The sequence below is a fragment of the Actibacterium naphthalenivorans genome (assembly GCF_014196965.1).
In the GTDB taxonomy this organism is placed as follows: Bacteria; Pseudomonadota; Alphaproteobacteria; order Rhodobacterales; family Rhodobacteraceae; genus Actibacterium_A; species Actibacterium_A naphthalenivorans.
In genome coordinates this window covers 1,371,811-1,386,245 of record NZ_JACIEQ010000001.1, presented here as the reverse complement: position 1 = coordinate 1,386,245, position 14,435 = coordinate 1,371,811, and the positions used below count along the sequence as shown (strand labels likewise).

The window sequence follows — 14,435 nt, the reverse complement described above, 5'->3', positions numbered from 1 at the left end:
CAACTCCTTTGCAGCCGCGCGGTCTGGCGACGTTGACACTCATTGGGCGGGCGCTTACATCGCAACATGGTCCGAAAGCGCCGGACCGCCCTTGTTTCTTGGCCCTACCTAGGGGCGCGAAGGGGGGCGGGCAAGGCATCCTCTTTCACGATCCCGAAAAAGAGCCACCACGCGGAGAAAACATGCTGGGCATCGGAACACTCGCCAAAAAGGTTTTTGGCACGCCGAACGACCGCAAGATCAAAGCCACCGCTCCGATCGTGGAGAAGATCAATGCGCTGGAGCCCGAGTTCGAGGCGCTGAGCGACGAGGGGATCAAGCAGAAGACCACGGAACTGGCGCAGCGCGCGAAAGACGGCGAAAGCCTCGAAGCGCTTCTGCCCGAGGCCTTTGCCAACTGCCGCGAGGCCGCGCGCCGCACACTTGGCCTGCGGGCGTTCGACACGCAGCTTATGGGCGGCATCTTTCTGCACGAGGGCAATATCGCCGAAATGAAGACGGGCGAGGGCAAGACCCTGGTCGCCACCTTCCCGGCCTATCTGAACGCGCTGACGGGCAAGGGCGTGCATATCGTCACCGTCAACGATTACCTGGCCAAGCGTGACGCGGAATGGATGGGCAAGGTCTTCAACACGCTGGGCATGACCTGCGGCGTGATCTATCCGCAGCAGCCCGAAGATGAAAAACAGGCCGCCTACGCCGCCGATGTGACCTATGCCACGAACAACGAGCTTGGGTTCGACTATCTGCGCGACAACATGAAATCCGAACTCAGCCAGCTTTCGCAGCGCGGGCATAACTTTGCGATCGTCGACGAGGTGGATTCGATCCTGATCGATGAGGCGCGGACGCCGCTGATCATCTCCGGGCCCAGCCAGGACCGATCCGACCTGTACGTGGCGCTGGATCAGATCGTGCCGCTGCTGACCGAAGAGCATTACGAGCTGGACGAAAAGCAGCGCAATGTCACCTTCACCGAAGATGGCAACGAGTTCATGGAAGAGCAGCTTTCCAAGGCGGGCATCCTGCCCGAGGGGCAATCGCTCTATGATCCGGAAAGCACCACCATCGTGCATCATGCCACCCAGGGCCTGAAGGCGCACAAGCTGTTCCACAAGGACAAGGACTATATCGTCCGCGACGGGCAGGTGATGCTGATCGACGAATTCACCGGGCGAATGATGGCCGGGCGGCGGCTGTCGGACGGTCTGCATCAGGCGATCGAGGCTAAGGAAGGCGTGACGATTCAGCCCGAAAACGTCACGCTGGCGTCTGTCACCTTCCAGAATTATTTCCGGCTCTACGGCAAGCTGGCCGGGATGACGGGTACGGCCCTGACCGAAGCCGAGGAATTTGCCGAGATCTATGGCCTTGGCGTGGTCGAGGTGCCGACCAACCGGCCGATCGCCCGCGTGGATGAGCATGATCAGGTCTATCGTTCGGCGCGCGAAAAGTTCGAGGCCATCGTCATTGCCATCAAAGAGGCCCATGCGAAGGGCCAGCCGCTGCTTGTCGGCACGACGTCGATCGAGAAGTCGGAGTTTCTCTCGTCGCTGCTGAAAGAGGCCGGTGTTCCGCATAACGTGCTGAACGCCCGGCACCACGAGCAGGAAGCCAAGATCGTGGCCGATGCGGGCCGTCTGGGTGCGGTGACCATCGCCACCAACATGGCCGGCCGGGGCACCGACATTCAGCTTGGCGGCAATATCGAGATGCAGGTGATGGAGGCGCTGGACGCCGACCCCGAGGCCGATCCCGAACAGGTGCGCGCCCGCATCGCCGCCGAACATGCCGACGAAAAGGAAAAGGTGCTGGCGGCCGGCGGGTTGTATGTGCTGGCCACCGAACGTCACGAAAGCCGCCGGATCGACAATCAGCTGCGCGGCCGGTCTGGCCGTCAGGGCGACCCGGGCCGGTCGTCTTTCTTCCTGAGCCTTGAGGATGACCTGATGCGCATCTTCGGCTCGGAACGGCTCGACAAGGTGCTCTCGGGCCTCGGGATGAAGGAAGGCGAGGCCATCGTTCATCCGTGGGTCAACAAATCGCTGGAAAAGGCACAGGCCAAGGTCGAGGGGCGCAACTTCGACATCCGCAAACATCTGCTGAAATTCGATGATGTGATGAACGACCAGCGCAAGGTGATCTTCAGCCAGCGGCGCGAGATCATGGAGGCGGCCGATCTGTCGGAGATCGTGCAGGACATGCGCCATCAGGTGATCGACGATCTGGTCGACAGTTTTATCCCCGCGCGCTCCTATGCCGATCAGTGGGATGCCGAAGGGCTTTATGCCGCGGTGTTGGAAAAGCTGAACATCGACGCGCCGATCATCGCCTGGGCCCAGGAAGAGGGCGTGGATGATGAAGTGCTGCGCGCCCGGATCGCCAAGGCGGCGGATGAGGCGATGGCGGCCAAGGCGGTGCAGTTCGGCCCCGAAAACATGCGCAACATCGAAAAGCAGATCCTGCTGCAGACGATCGACACCAAATGGCGCGAACATCTTCTGACGCTGGAGCATCTGCGCTCGGTCGTCGGGTTCCGTGGCTATGCCCAGCGTGATCCGTTGAGCGAATACAAGACCGAAGCCTTTACCCTGTTCGAAAACCTGCTGAACGCGCTGCGCGTGGATGTGACAGAGAAGCTGGCGCAGGTACGCCCCCTGTCCGAAGACGAGCAGACGCAGATGATGCAACAGTTGTTGCAGCAGCAGCGGGCGCTGCAACCCGCCGCCGAAGCCCCGGTTGCCGACACGCCCGAACCCGTTGCCGACGGGTTCCACGAAAACGATCCGACGACCTGGGGCAATCCCGGCCGCAACGATCTTTGCCCCTGTGGCTCCGGCAAGAAATTCAAGCATTGCCACGGGCGCTTGGTCTGACAGTCGGCACAAATTTTGGCGGGACTGGGGCGAGATTGCCCCATTCTGCGCCGCAGAAACGGGATTTCGTGGAGAGTTTGCCCCGTTTCGCAACATGCGGTGTGAAACAGACTATCCACTAATTTACAGCAATCCGCAAAACTGCCACGCAGCCGCCCCTTTCGTTTTCTAGTTTGGGCGAGGTCGAAGAGCAAAAAGGTGCGCTGTGAAACTCGATCCCAAATTCATTGTGTTTGGCCTTACGGTGCTTGTTGCCGCGGCGTCGGGCGAGTTGGTGCAGCATTCAGACCGGTATTTCGGCGGGTCAAACCAATCCAGCGCCACCGCGCAACAGGTGGCCTATGCGCCCGCACCCCGTTTCGATCTGGAAAACATGATCGCGCTGTCCGCCCCTGTAGAGGAAAACGCGGCGGGCGACGATCCGCAAGCGGGTATCGTGCTTCCCTTCGCGCCACTTGCTGCGGGCGAGGCGCGGCTTTACAGCCCGGGCGCGATCGAGGTGTCGCGCCGTCTTGCACCGCTGGATATGAATTTTCATTCGCCAAACCGCGTCGGCGCGGATCTCAACCAATACGGTCTTCCCTGTGAGCCGAAGCTGAGCGTTTCAGTGGCGGAAGCGGCCATGGTTGTCCTGTCGCTGGTCGCTCCCTGCCGGCCGGATGAGCGGGTGGAAATTTCCCACGGGCTGCTTCAGTTCGCGATGCGCACGACGAATACCGGGGTGGTGAACGCCCGGATCCCTGCGCTTTCACGTGTCGCGGCCTTTGTGGTTCGGTTCGAGGACGGAAAGATTCTGACGGGCACGGTCACGGTGCCGGATGCGGATGAGTATGAGCGGGTCGCGCTGCTGCGTTATGGCCAGGGCGCAATGCAGATACATGCGCTCGAGTTCGGTGCGGGATATGGCGATGCCGGGCATGTCTGGGCGGGTGCCCCGCGCACACCCGGCTACGGGGCCGAGGGGCGCGGCGGTTTTCTTGTGGAACTTGGCGATCTTTCGCTGCCCGCCTCGCGCACCGCCGAGGTTTACAGCTATCCCGAAGGCCAGGGCCACGATAGCGGGGTTGTGCGCGTCAGCATCGAGGCCGAGGTGACAGAGGCCAACTGCGGGCAGGAGCTTTTCGCCGAAACATTGCAGCCCGGTGTCGATGAACAGCTTCAGGTTGCTGATCTTGCGCTTACGATGCCAGACTGTTCTGCGGTGGGCGAATTTCTTGTGTTGAAAAACATTTTGCGAGACCTGAAGATCGCGCGCAACTGATGAGAAGCAGTATGACGCATGTTTGTAGTTATTTTCCGCGCGGTTCGTACGGCCGTGCTTTTTTTCCTTGTGCTTCCGATGGCTGCCATAGCGCAGGATGTCACCCTCACGTCGCGTGACGGGTCGGTCGCGCTTAGCGGCACGCTTCTTTCCTTTGACGGCGAATTTTACCGGCTGAGCACGGTTTACGGCCCGCTGGTTCTGGATGGGCAGGCGGTGCTGTGTTCCGGCGTCGGCTGCCCCGATCTGGATGCCTATATCGCCGAGTTCACCTTTGCCGGTGAACCGGCGTTGGGCGAGGTTCTGATGCCCGCGCTGATCGAGGGTTTTGCCGCCCGTCGCGGCCTGTCGCTTGGCCGGGCCGCGCAGGACGACAGGCATTTCACCTTCACCCTCTCCGATCCGGCCACGGAGCGGGTCGTGGCGCATATCGGATTTCGCATCAGTTCGACCTCGGAAGGCTTTGCCGACATGCTGACGGGCGATGCCGATATCGCCATGGCCATGCGCGAGGTCCGGCCCGACGAGGTTGTGCGCGGTATCGAGGCCGGGCTTGGCGATCTGTCGGAGCCCGCCCGCAGCCGCATCGTGGCGCTGGATGCGCTGGTGCCGATCATCGCGCCGGACAACCCGCTGGCCTCGGTTTCGGTCGAGGCGCTGGCGGCGATGCTTTCGGGCGTGGTGCGGGAGTGGGATTTGCAGGACGCGCCCATCGCGGTTCATGCGCGCCCGGCCGACACAGGCATCCAGCAGGCTGTCGAGGATCATTTTCTGGCGCCGCTCAGCCTGGTGATGGATGAGGGGGTGATCCGCCATGCCTCCTCTGCTGCGCTGGCCGATGCGGTGGCGCGCGATCCGCTGGCCATCGGGGTCAGCCGGTTTTCCGACATTGGCAATGCGGTTCCGGTCAATTTGCTCGGCACCTGCGGGATTCAGCTTTCGGCCAGCCGCCGCAACCTGAAAACCGAGGATTACCCCTTTACCGCACCCATGTTCCTTTACACGCCGGAACGTCGCCTGCCCCGGCTTGCGCGGGAGTTTCTGGGCTTTCTGGCCAGCACCACCGCGCAGCGCATCGTGCGGCGGGCCGGGTTTGTCGATCTCATGCGCGAAGAGATCGCGCTGGATGAACAGGGCGTCCGGTTTGCCGATGCGATCGCCAACGCCGGCGCGGACGTGCCGCTGGAAGAGGTACAGCGGATGGTGGCGCTGCTGCGCGGCGCTTTCCGCCTGACGCCGACTTTCCGGTTTCGCGGCGGATCGACAAAGCTGGACGCGCAATCGGCGGGGAATGTGGCCGATCTGGCCCGGGCGCTGGAAAGCGGTGTGTTCGATGACCGCGAGCTATTGTTCGTGGGCTTCAGCGACAGTGACGGCAACTGGCAGGTGAACCGGCGCATATCGAGTCTGCGGGCAGAGGCGGTGCGCAATGCGGTTCTGGCGGCCGCGGTCACCGCCGATCAATCCAGGGTCGCGCTGGCCATCGAAGCCTTCGGAGAGGCGATGCCGATGGCCTGTGACGACACCGAGTGGGGCCGCAGTGTGAACCGCCGGGTCGAGGTCTGGCTGCGTTAGAGATAACCGGCCGAGCGAAAGCTCAGCTCGCGCGATTTGCCGACGATGATGTGATCATGCAATGCGATGTTCAACGCCTCGGCCGCGTGGCTGATCTGGCTGGTCATCGTGATATCGGCATCCGACGGGGTCGGGTCGCCCGACGGGTGGTTGTGCACCAGGATCAGGGCCGATGCATTGAGTTCCAGCGCACGTTTGACCACCTCGCGCGGGTAGACCGGAACATGGTCAACCGTTCCGCGCGCCTGTTCCTCATCGGCGATCAGCACGTTCTTGCGGTCGAGATAGAGTACGCGGAACTGTTCGGTTTCGCGGTGGGCCATGGTGGTATGGCAATAGTCCAGCACCGCGTCCCAGCCGGAAATCACCGGGCGTTCCATCACCCGGGCGCGGGCCAGGCGGTGGGCGGCGGCTTCTATGATCTTCAGCTCCTGCACCACTGCATCGCCCACGCCCTCCACCTCTTGCAGGCGGGGAACCGGGGCGGAGAGGACGCGGTTGAAATCACCGAACCTGTCCAACAGGCGACGGGCGAGCGGTTTGACGTCCTGGCGGGGGATGGCGCGGAACAGCACCAGCTCGAGCATCTCGTAGTCAGGGATCGCTGCGGCGCCGCCCTCCATGAAACGGTTGCGTAGCCGTTTGCGGTGATCGCGGATGTAGGAGGGCAGCCGCCCCCCCGCCGGCAGCGGATCTGCCGGGGCGGCCGCGTCGATGAACGGCAGGCGGGGTTCTGAAAATGCGTCGGGCCGGCTCATGCGCCGACCCTTGCAGAACATCCTGAACGAAAGGTTAACGCGGGCGCGTCAGCTTTTCATCCCGTCCCAGAAGCTTTTGACCTTCGAAAAGAAGTCGGAGCTTTCGGGGTTGTTATGCTCGCTCAGCTTCTCGAACTCGCGCAGGAGTTCCTTTTGCTTCGACGTCAGGTTCACCGGCGTCTCGACCGTCAGCTCGATGAACATGTCGCCATGGCTGGCCCCGCGCAGGGATGGCATCCCCTTGCCGCGCAGGCGCATCTGTTTGCCGGTCTGGCTGCCGGCGGGGATTTTCACGCGGCTGCGGCCGCCGTCGATGGTGGGCACCTCGATATCGCCCCCCAGCGCGGCGGTGCTGACCGAGACCGGCACCAGGCACGACAGATTCATGCCCTCGCGCTGAAAGATCGGGTGCTCGGCCACCTCGATGAAGATATAAAGATCGCCGGTCGGGCCGCCGCGCAGCCCGGCCTCGCCCTCGCCCGCCAGACGGATGCGGGTGCCGGTTTCCACCCCTGCCGGGATGTTGACGTTCAGCGTACGCTCTTTTTCAACCCGGCCGGCACCGCCACAGGCGGCACAGGGGTTCTTGATGATCTGGCCCAGGCCGCCACAGGTCGGGCATGTGCGTTCGACGGTGAAAAAGCCCTGCTGCGCGCGCACCTTGCCCATGCCCGAACAGGTGGGGCAGCCGGTGGGCTCGGCGCCGCTTTCGGCTCCGGTGCCGTGGCAGGCCGAACAGGCCACCGAGGTGGGCACGTTGATGGTTTTCTGGATGCCGGTATAGGCCTCGCCCAGCGATATCCGCAGATTGTAGCGCAGATCCGATCCCCGCGCCGCGCGCTGGCGCCCGCCGCCGCCGCCGCGCTGGCCACCCATGAAATCGCCGAACAGATCGTCGAACACATCCGAAAAGGCCGAGGCGAAATCGCCGTGGCCCGCGCCCGCGCCGCCGCGCGGCCCGCCGCCCATGCCACCTTCGAAGGCGGCGTGGCCGAACCGATCATAGGCGGCTTTCTTTTCGGGGTCCTTCAGCATCTCATAGGCCTCGTTCACTTCCTTGAACTGGGCCTCGGCATCGGGCTTGTCGGCATTGCGGTCGGGGTGAAGTTCCTTGGCCTTCGTGCGATAGGCCTTTTTCAGTTCTTCGGCCGAGGCGCCTTTGCCGACGCCCAGAACCTCATAATAGTCGCGTTTTGCCATCAGCTTTCCCTCTTGGGGAACACGCGAGGGCCGGCCCGGTATCCCGGACCGGCCACAAGGGTTCCGACGTTTTTACGAACGATTCTTGTCGTCGAGATCTTCGAAATCTGCATCGACAATATCATCGTCCACGCCGCGCGGTTCGTCCATCCCGTCGGGGGCTTCCTCGCCCGAGGCTTCCTGCTGCGACTTGTAGATCGCCTCGCCCAGCTTCATCGCCGCTTCGGTGACGTTCTGGATGCCGGATTTGATCTTGCCCGCGTCTTCGGTTTCCAGCTGCTCTTTCAGCGCGCCGATCGCCAGTTCGATTGCCTCGATCGTGGTCGGGTCAACCTTGTCGGCATGCTCTTCCATCGACTTCTCGGTCGAATGGATGAGGCTTTCGGCCTGGTTGCGGGTTTCGACCAGCTCCTTGCGTTCCTTGTCAGCCTCGGCATTGGCTTCGGCATCGCGCACCATCTGCTCGATCTCGTCGTCGGACAGACCGCCCGATGCCTGGATCGTGATGTTCTGCTCCTTGCCGGTGCCCTTGTCCTTGGCCGAAACCGAAACGATGCCGTTCGCGTCGATATCGAAGGTCACTTCGATCTGCGGCAGGCCGCGCGGTGCGGGCGGGATGTCTTCAAGGTTGAACTGACCCAGCATCTTGTTGTCTGCGGCCATCTCACGTTCGCCCTGGAACACCCGGATCGTGACGGCGTTCTGGTTGTCTTCGGCGGTGGAGAAGACTTGCGACTTCTTCGTCGGGATCGTGGTGTTGCGGTCGATCAGGCGGGTGAACACGCCGCCCAGCGTTTCGATGCCAAGGCTCAGCGGGGTCACATCGAGCAGAACAACGTCTTTCACATCGCCCTGCAGAACGCCGGCCTGAATGGCGGCGCCCATGGCCACCACCTCGTCCGGGTTCACGCCCTTGTGCGGTTCCTTGCCGAAGAACTTGGTCACTTCCTCAACGACTTTCGGCATCCGGGTCATACCGCCGACCAGAACCACCTCGTCGATGTCGGAGGTCGACAGACCCGCGTCTTTCAGCGCGGCGGCGCAGGGTTTCATCGAGCCCTTGATCAGATCGCTCACCAAGCTTTCCAGCTTGGCGCGGGTCAGTTTCATGACCATGTGCAGCGGCTGGCCGCCCTTCGGGTCCATGCTGATGAACGGCTGGTTGATTTCGGTCTGCTGCGAAGACGACAGTTCGATCTTGGCCTTTTCAGCGGCTTCCTTCAGGCGCTGCAGGGCCATCTTGTCTTTCGTCAGATCGACGCCGTTTTCCTTTTTGAACTCGTCGGCCAGATAGCGGACGATCCGCATGTCGAAATCTTCGCCGCCAAGGAAGGTGTCGCCATTGGTGGATTTCACCTCGAACAGACCGTCGTCGATTTCCAGGATGGTGATGTCGAACGTACCGCCGCCAAGGTCATAGACGGCGATGGTCTTGGTCTCTTTCTTGTCGAGGCCATAGGCGAGCGCGGCCGCAGTGGGCTCGTTGATGATACGCAGCACTTCAAGACCGGCGATCTTGCCGGCGTCCTTGGTGGCCTGACGCTGTGCGTCGTTGAAATAGGCGGGCACGGTGATGACAGCCTGGGTGACCTCTTCGCCCAGATAGCTTTCGGCGGTTTCCTTCATTTTCTGAAGGATGAAGGCGGAGATCTGCGACGGCGAGTATTTTTCGCCCTGCACCTCGACCCAGGCGTCGCCGTTGCCGCCGTCCACGATGTCATAGGAAACATGCGCCTTGTCCTTCGAGACTTCCGGGTCGTCCGAACGACGGCCGATCAGGCGCTTGACGGCGAAAATGGTGTTGGCGGGGTTGGTGACAGCCTGGCGCTTTGCCGGCTGGCCCACTAGGCGCTCATTGTCCGTGAACGCGACGATCGAGGGCGTCGTGCGCGCCCCTTCGGCATTTTCGATAACCCGGGGTTGCGAACCATCCATGATGGCAACGCAGGAGTTGGTCGTCCCGAGGTCGATCCCGATGACTTTGGCCATATTACTCTACCTCTTCTTTCGGCGATTATGCGAAAACGGACCCTGAAAAGGCTTCCGCTCTCCGATCCCAATTTCGACCGGGGGAATGGCCCCGATCATGCTTCTGGGCGTATATAAGGAGCGGTCCGGAGCGCTGCAAGCCGCGGAAATGACGGAAATGTGAGGGAATGGGGTGAAAAGGCCGATCAGACCGGGTGTTTCTTCGGGCCTGCCGCGACCGACGGTTGTGTTGCGCGGGTTCGAGCTGTTCCGCACCTACCTGGACCTGGCCGCACAGGCGGCGCTTGTCGGGGCGTTGCGCGGGGTGATCCGGGCCGCGCCGCTGTTTTCGCCGATGACGCCCTATGGCAAGCCGATGCGGGTGCGCATGACCTCTGCCGGGCGGTACGGGTGGTATTCGGACAGGTCCGGCTATCGCTACGTGCCGCGCCATCCGGGCGGGTCGCCGTGGCCACCGATACCGCCGGAGGTTCTTTCGGTCTGGCATTCGGTGACCGGGCTGGAGCGGGCGCCCGATTGCTGCCTTGTCAATTTCTATGATGCCGATGCCCGGATGGGGATGCACCAGGACAGGGACGAGGCTGATTTCGGCTTTCCCGTCGTTTCCATCTCGCTGGGGGATGACGGGTTGTTCCGGATCGGCAACACGACGCGGGGCGGCAGCACGCAGAGCATCTGGCTGCAGTCGGGCGACGTGATGGTGATGGGGGGGGCGGCGCGGCTTGCCTATCACGGGGTAGACCGGATCCGCCCGGGCTCTTCCGCGCTCCTGCCGCGCGGCGGGCGGATCAACCTGACGCTGCGCGTCGTCGATTGACGCCCTATTCCTATTGCCCGGAACTCCAGCTGATCGAGGCATGTTTGCGGGTATAGAACTCCCCCATCAGGCCGAGCATCAGCAGGGCGAGAGACACGTAGACAGGGTAGGAGACCGACGAGAAATGCGGGTTGTAGTTGATGAAGATAAATCCCCGGTTCTGGTCGATCGTGTGAAACAGCGGGTTCCAGTCGAACATGACCAGCATGTAGCCGGGCAGGGTGTTGGCAACGAACATCTTGCCCGACGCGATCATGTTCGCCCGCTGGTAGATAGTCGATGCGATGCCGGTGAACGCCGGGAACCAGGGTTTGACGGCCAGAAAGATCATGCCGATGGCCGCGCCCGAGAACCATGACAGCAGCACCATACCCATGGCCGCCACGGGGTTTTCGATCTCGATCGGTGTAAAGGCGACGTGGTAGACGAACAGCACCACCGTCATTGAAAGGATCTGGACGTAGAGCGCGCTGAGCGCCGCCGAGCTGATGGCGACGATCGTGTTCATCGGCGCATGTTTCATCATTGGCGAGGTCGGCCCCTCGGACCCGACGACCGCGCCCATCGCCTTGTTATGGGTCATGAACAGGAAGATGCCCGACATGATGTACAGCAGAAAATCGCCGCGAATGGCGTTCCCCTTCATCCCGAGGACTGAGAACATGATGTAGAAGACAGTGACGAACATCACGGTCTGCATGATGTTCATGATCAACCCGATCAAGGCGTTGCCATGGCTGCGGCGGATGTTCCGGACGGTCGAGTGATAGATAAGCGTCAGCAGGCTTGCTGCGCCTCGTACACCGCTGCGGGGTTTTCGCGACTCGAACATGATATGCCTGCCATTGCGACGGTGCCGGTATCCCGCGATGCCCGGCTTGCCGATCCCTTTGCACCCGATCATAAGGGGATTGTGAAATTCTTACAATGTCCCGGCATATGCGGGGAAAACGGTCATCGGGTTCAAGGAGACAGGGCATTGGACTATCGGAAATTGGAAACGGTCTGCCGCCGCGCCGCGCTGGAAGCCGGTGCGAAAATCATGGAAATCTATGAGGCAGACGATTTCGAAGTGAAGTCGAAATCAGACGAAAGCCCGGTGACGGAGGCGGATGAGGCCGCGGACGCGATGATCTCTGCCGCGCTGAAAGCCGCCTTTCCCGATGTTCTGATCGTGACCGAGGAACAGGCCGACAGCCACGCCGAAAGCGCCGAGAATTTCCTGATCGTCGATCCGCTCGACGGCACCAAGGAATTCGTCAAGCGCCGCGGCGATTTCACGGTGAACATCGCCTATGTCGAGGCCGGCGTGCCGGTGCGCGGTGTCGTCTACGCACCGGCGAAGGGTCGGCTGTTCTATACGACGGCCGATGGCACGTCGGTCGAGGAGACCGGCGATCTGGCGCTGGATCAGGCGGGCGCGCTCAAGCCGATCAAGGTATCCACCCCTGACAACAATGCGCTGGTCGTCGTTGCCTCCAAGTCTCATCGCGATCAGGCGACGGATGATTACATCGCCAAATACGCGGTGAAGGATATGACGAGCGCGGGGTCTTCGCTGAAGTTCTGCCTCGTGGCAACCGGCGAGGCGGATATCTACCCGCGCCTCGGCCGCACGATGGAATGGGACACTGCCGCAGGCCATGCCGTTGTCCTGGGCGCGGGCGGACAGGTGCTGCGGTTCGATGATCACAGCCCGCTGACCTATGGCAAGCCGATCTATGAAAACCCGTTCTTCATCGTCACCTCGCCGGGTGTGGAGCTGAAAGACGCCTGATGCCGGTTCTGATCGTCATCCCGGCGCGCTATGCCTCGACCCGCTATCCGGGCAAGCCGCTGGTCGGGCTGAAAGGCGCGAACGGGCTGGAAAAGAGCCTGATTCAGCGCTCGTGGGAGGCCGCCTGTGCGGTGCCCGGCGATCCGCGCGTCGTCGTGGCCACCGATGATGATCGGATCCGGCTCGCGGCGCAGACCTTCGGGGCCGAGGTGGTGATGACCTCCGAGAGCTGTGCCAACGGCACCGAACGCTGCGCCGAGGCTTATGACGCGCTGGGCGGCGGGTTCGACATCGTGGTCAACCTGCAGGGCGACGCACCGCTGACGCCGGCGTGGTTCGTCGAAGAGCTGGTGGCCGGTCTGCGCGCCGATCCGGTGGCCGAGGTCGCGACTCCGGTATTGCGCTGCGACGGGCAGACGCTGAACGCGCTGCTGGAGGATCGCCGCGCGGGCCGTGTCGGCGGCACGACCGCCGTGTTCGGGCAGGATCGCAAGGCGCTGTATTTCTCCAAGGAAGTCATCCCCTATACGGGCCGGACCTACGCCGATGACGCGGAAACCCCGGTGTTTCACCATGTGGGTGTCTATGCCTATCGCCCCTCGGCGCTGGCGGCCTATCCGCGCTGGGCGGCGGGGCCGCTGGAACAGCTTGAAGGGCTGGAGCAGCTTCGGTTCCTGGAGCGGGAGCGCCCGGTTCTGTGTGTCGAGGTAGCGGCGCGCGGGCGGCAGTTCTGGGAGTTGAACAACCCCGAAGACGTGCCCCGGATCGAAGCCATGCTGATTGGCATGGGCGTGGAATGAGCGATGGCCTTCGGGTCAGCGTGGTGGTTGCCAGCCATCAGCGGCCCGAGGCGCTTTCACGGTGCCTTACGTCTCTGACACAGCTTGATTTCGCGGAATTCGAGGTTGTCGTGGCCGCCGACGCGCGGGGCCTGGCGGCGGTTCGCGCCCTGGGGCTGGGCCGCGCGGTCAAGCAAGTGGTGGTCGAGGCACCGGGCGTTTCGGCGGCCCGCAACGCCGGGCTGTCCGTGGCGGCGGGCGATGTGGTGGCCTTCATCGATGATGATGCGGTGGCCGAGCCGACGTGGCTGACCCATCTGACCGGCCCGTTCCGGGATGCGCAGGTGGCGGCGGCCAGCGGCTTTGTGCGGGGACGCAACGGCATATCCTTTCAGTGGAAGGCGCGGACGGTTGACCGGCTCGGCCGCCATATGCCGCTGGAGGTGCCGCAGGGCGCGCCCAGCCTTCATCGCGGAACGCCGGAGCGCGCGATCAAGACGGAGGGAACCAACATGGCCTTTCGCCGTGCGGCTCTGGCGCGAATCGGCGGGTTCGATCCCGCCTACCGCTTCTTTCTGGATGAAACGGACGTGAACATGCGCCTGGCGTTGGACGGCGCGGTGACGGCCATCGTGCCGCTGGCCCAGGTTCATCACAGCTTTGCCCCCAGCCCGCGCCGCACCGCGACGCGCGCGCCGCTGTCCTTGTTCGAAAACGGGGCCAGTACCGCAGTTTACCTGCGCAAATTCGCACCGGAGCCCGATCGGGCCGCCGGTTTCGCGCGGCTACGAGCGGACGAACGGCGCCGAGTGGTGCGACAAATTGTCCGGGGCAACCTGAGCCCGCGCGACCTGCGGCGCCTGATGGATGATCTGGAGGCGGGGCTGGCCGACGGGCTTTCGCGCCCGATTCGGGCCCGCGCGCCGCTGCCCCCGGCGACAGAGCCGTTCCGGCCTTTTCCGGGGATGCCGGGGCGCGGGCATCTCCTGCTTGCCGGGCGGGCATGGCAGGCCAGGCGCCTTCGCCGCAACGCAGAAACCCTTGTTTACGGAGGACAACCCGTAACCCTGTTTCTGTTCAGCCCGACCTCTTTCTTTCACCGGATGCGGTTTCGCCAGCCGGGATACTGGGAGCAGACCGGCGGCCTTTTCGGACGCTCCGACAGAGGGCAGCCCCTGTTCCGGATCGCGGGCTTTCACACGCGTGTGCAAAGGGAAAAGGCGCGCCTGTCGCATGTGCGAAGTTTTGAGGCAACAATTCGCAATAATTCCCCTTTGGCGCGGGGTGATGCAACCAATAGTGGGAATTGACGGTTAATATTTGCATCGCTGAGACATAAGGTGCGTACACAGGGCTGAAGGACGACTTGTGTTTCGTGAGTGTGTCAGCCGCATTATGATCGA

11 protein-coding genes are annotated in these 14,435 nt (G+C 62.9%); 7 read left to right on the top strand and 4 right to left on the bottom strand.

Annotated elements, in window-relative coordinates:
* Positions 1 to 182: 182 nt before the first annotated feature.
* The 3 genes from secA (at position 183) to GGR17_RS06825 (ending at position 5,712) form a co-directional block, all read left to right on the top strand.
* Positions 183 to 2,876 (top strand): preprotein translocase subunit SecA, encoded by a 2,694-nt coding sequence (gene secA, locus GGR17_RS06835; RefSeq protein WP_054537579.1) that lies wholly within the window; start codon positions 183 to 185, stop codon positions 2,874 to 2,876.
* Between the two features lie 205 nt (positions 2,877 to 3,081).
* Positions 3,082 to 4,137: a hypothetical protein gene (locus GGR17_RS06830; protein ID WP_054537580.1), complete on the top strand. Its 1,056-nt coding sequence runs from the start codon at positions 3,082 to 3,084 to the stop codon at positions 4,135 to 4,137.
* 78 nt (positions 4,138 to 4,215) lie between these two features.
* Positions 4,216 to 5,712 carry a phosphate ABC transporter substrate-binding/OmpA family protein gene (locus tag GGR17_RS06825; protein WP_054540258.1) on the top strand — a complete coding sequence of 499 codons (1,497 nt, stop codon included), beginning with the start codon at positions 4,216 to 4,218 and terminating at the stop codon, positions 5,710 to 5,712.
* On the opposite strand, the gene radC is transcribed toward GGR17_RS06825, so the two are convergent.
* From radC to dnaK, 3 genes are all read right to left on the bottom strand, one after another.
* Positions 5,709 to 6,470: a RadC family protein gene (gene radC / locus GGR17_RS06820; protein ID WP_054537581.1), complete on the bottom strand. Its 762-nt coding sequence runs from the start codon at positions 6,468 to 6,470 to the stop codon at positions 5,709 to 5,711. The genes GGR17_RS06825 and radC overlap by 4 nt on opposite strands.
* Positions 6,471 to 6,518: 48 nt before the next feature.
* Positions 6,519 to 7,670, bottom strand: a complete 1,152-nt coding sequence (gene dnaJ, locus GGR17_RS06815) for a molecular chaperone DnaJ (RefSeq protein WP_054537582.1) — start codon at positions 7,668 to 7,670, stop codon at positions 6,519 to 6,521.
* A gap of 72 nt (positions 7,671 to 7,742) precedes the next feature.
* Complete coding sequence (dnaK, locus tag GGR17_RS06810) at positions 7,743 to 9,659, bottom strand: molecular chaperone DnaK (protein ID WP_054537583.1); 1,917 nt, start codon at positions 9,657 to 9,659, stop codon at positions 7,743 to 7,745.
* Between the two features lie 172 nt (positions 9,660 to 9,831).
* Between dnaK and GGR17_RS06805 the strand changes: the two genes are divergently transcribed.
* On the top strand, positions 9,832 to 10,476 hold the full coding sequence (locus GGR17_RS06805) for an alpha-ketoglutarate-dependent dioxygenase AlkB family protein (RefSeq protein ID WP_255353359.1): 645 nt from the start codon (positions 9,832 to 9,834) through the stop codon (positions 10,474 to 10,476).
* A gap of 10 nt (positions 10,477 to 10,486) precedes the next feature.
* On the opposite strand, the gene GGR17_RS06800 is transcribed toward GGR17_RS06805, so the two are convergent.
* Positions 10,487 to 11,308 (bottom strand): ABC transporter permease, encoded by an 822-nt coding sequence (locus tag GGR17_RS06800; RefSeq protein ID WP_054540260.1) that lies wholly within the window; start codon positions 11,306 to 11,308, stop codon positions 10,487 to 10,489.
* A gap of 147 nt (positions 11,309 to 11,455) precedes the next feature.
* On the opposite strand from GGR17_RS06800, the gene cysQ reads away from it, so the two are divergent.
* The 3 genes from cysQ to GGR17_RS06785 are packed head-to-tail and all read left to right on the top strand — an operon-like array spanning position 11,456 to position 14,342.
* Positions 11,456 to 12,253 carry a 3'(2'),5'-bisphosphate nucleotidase CysQ gene (gene cysQ, locus GGR17_RS06795; RefSeq protein ID WP_054537584.1) on the top strand — a complete coding sequence of 266 codons (798 nt, stop codon included), beginning with the start codon at positions 11,456 to 11,458 and terminating at the stop codon, positions 12,251 to 12,253.
* Positions 12,253 to 13,053, top strand: coding sequence for a 3-deoxy-manno-octulosonate cytidylyltransferase (locus tag GGR17_RS06790; RefSeq protein ID WP_054537585.1), 801 nt, complete (start codon positions 12,253 to 12,255; stop codon positions 13,051 to 13,053). Before cysQ ends, GGR17_RS06790 begins: the two co-directional genes overlap by 1 nt.
* Positions 13,050 to 14,342, top strand: a complete 1,293-nt coding sequence (locus GGR17_RS06785; RefSeq protein ID WP_082386481.1) for a glycosyltransferase family 2 protein — start codon at positions 13,050 to 13,052, stop codon at positions 14,340 to 14,342. Before GGR17_RS06790 ends, GGR17_RS06785 begins: the two co-directional genes overlap by 4 nt.
* The last annotated feature ends 93 nt before the right edge of the window (positions 14,343 to 14,435 follow it).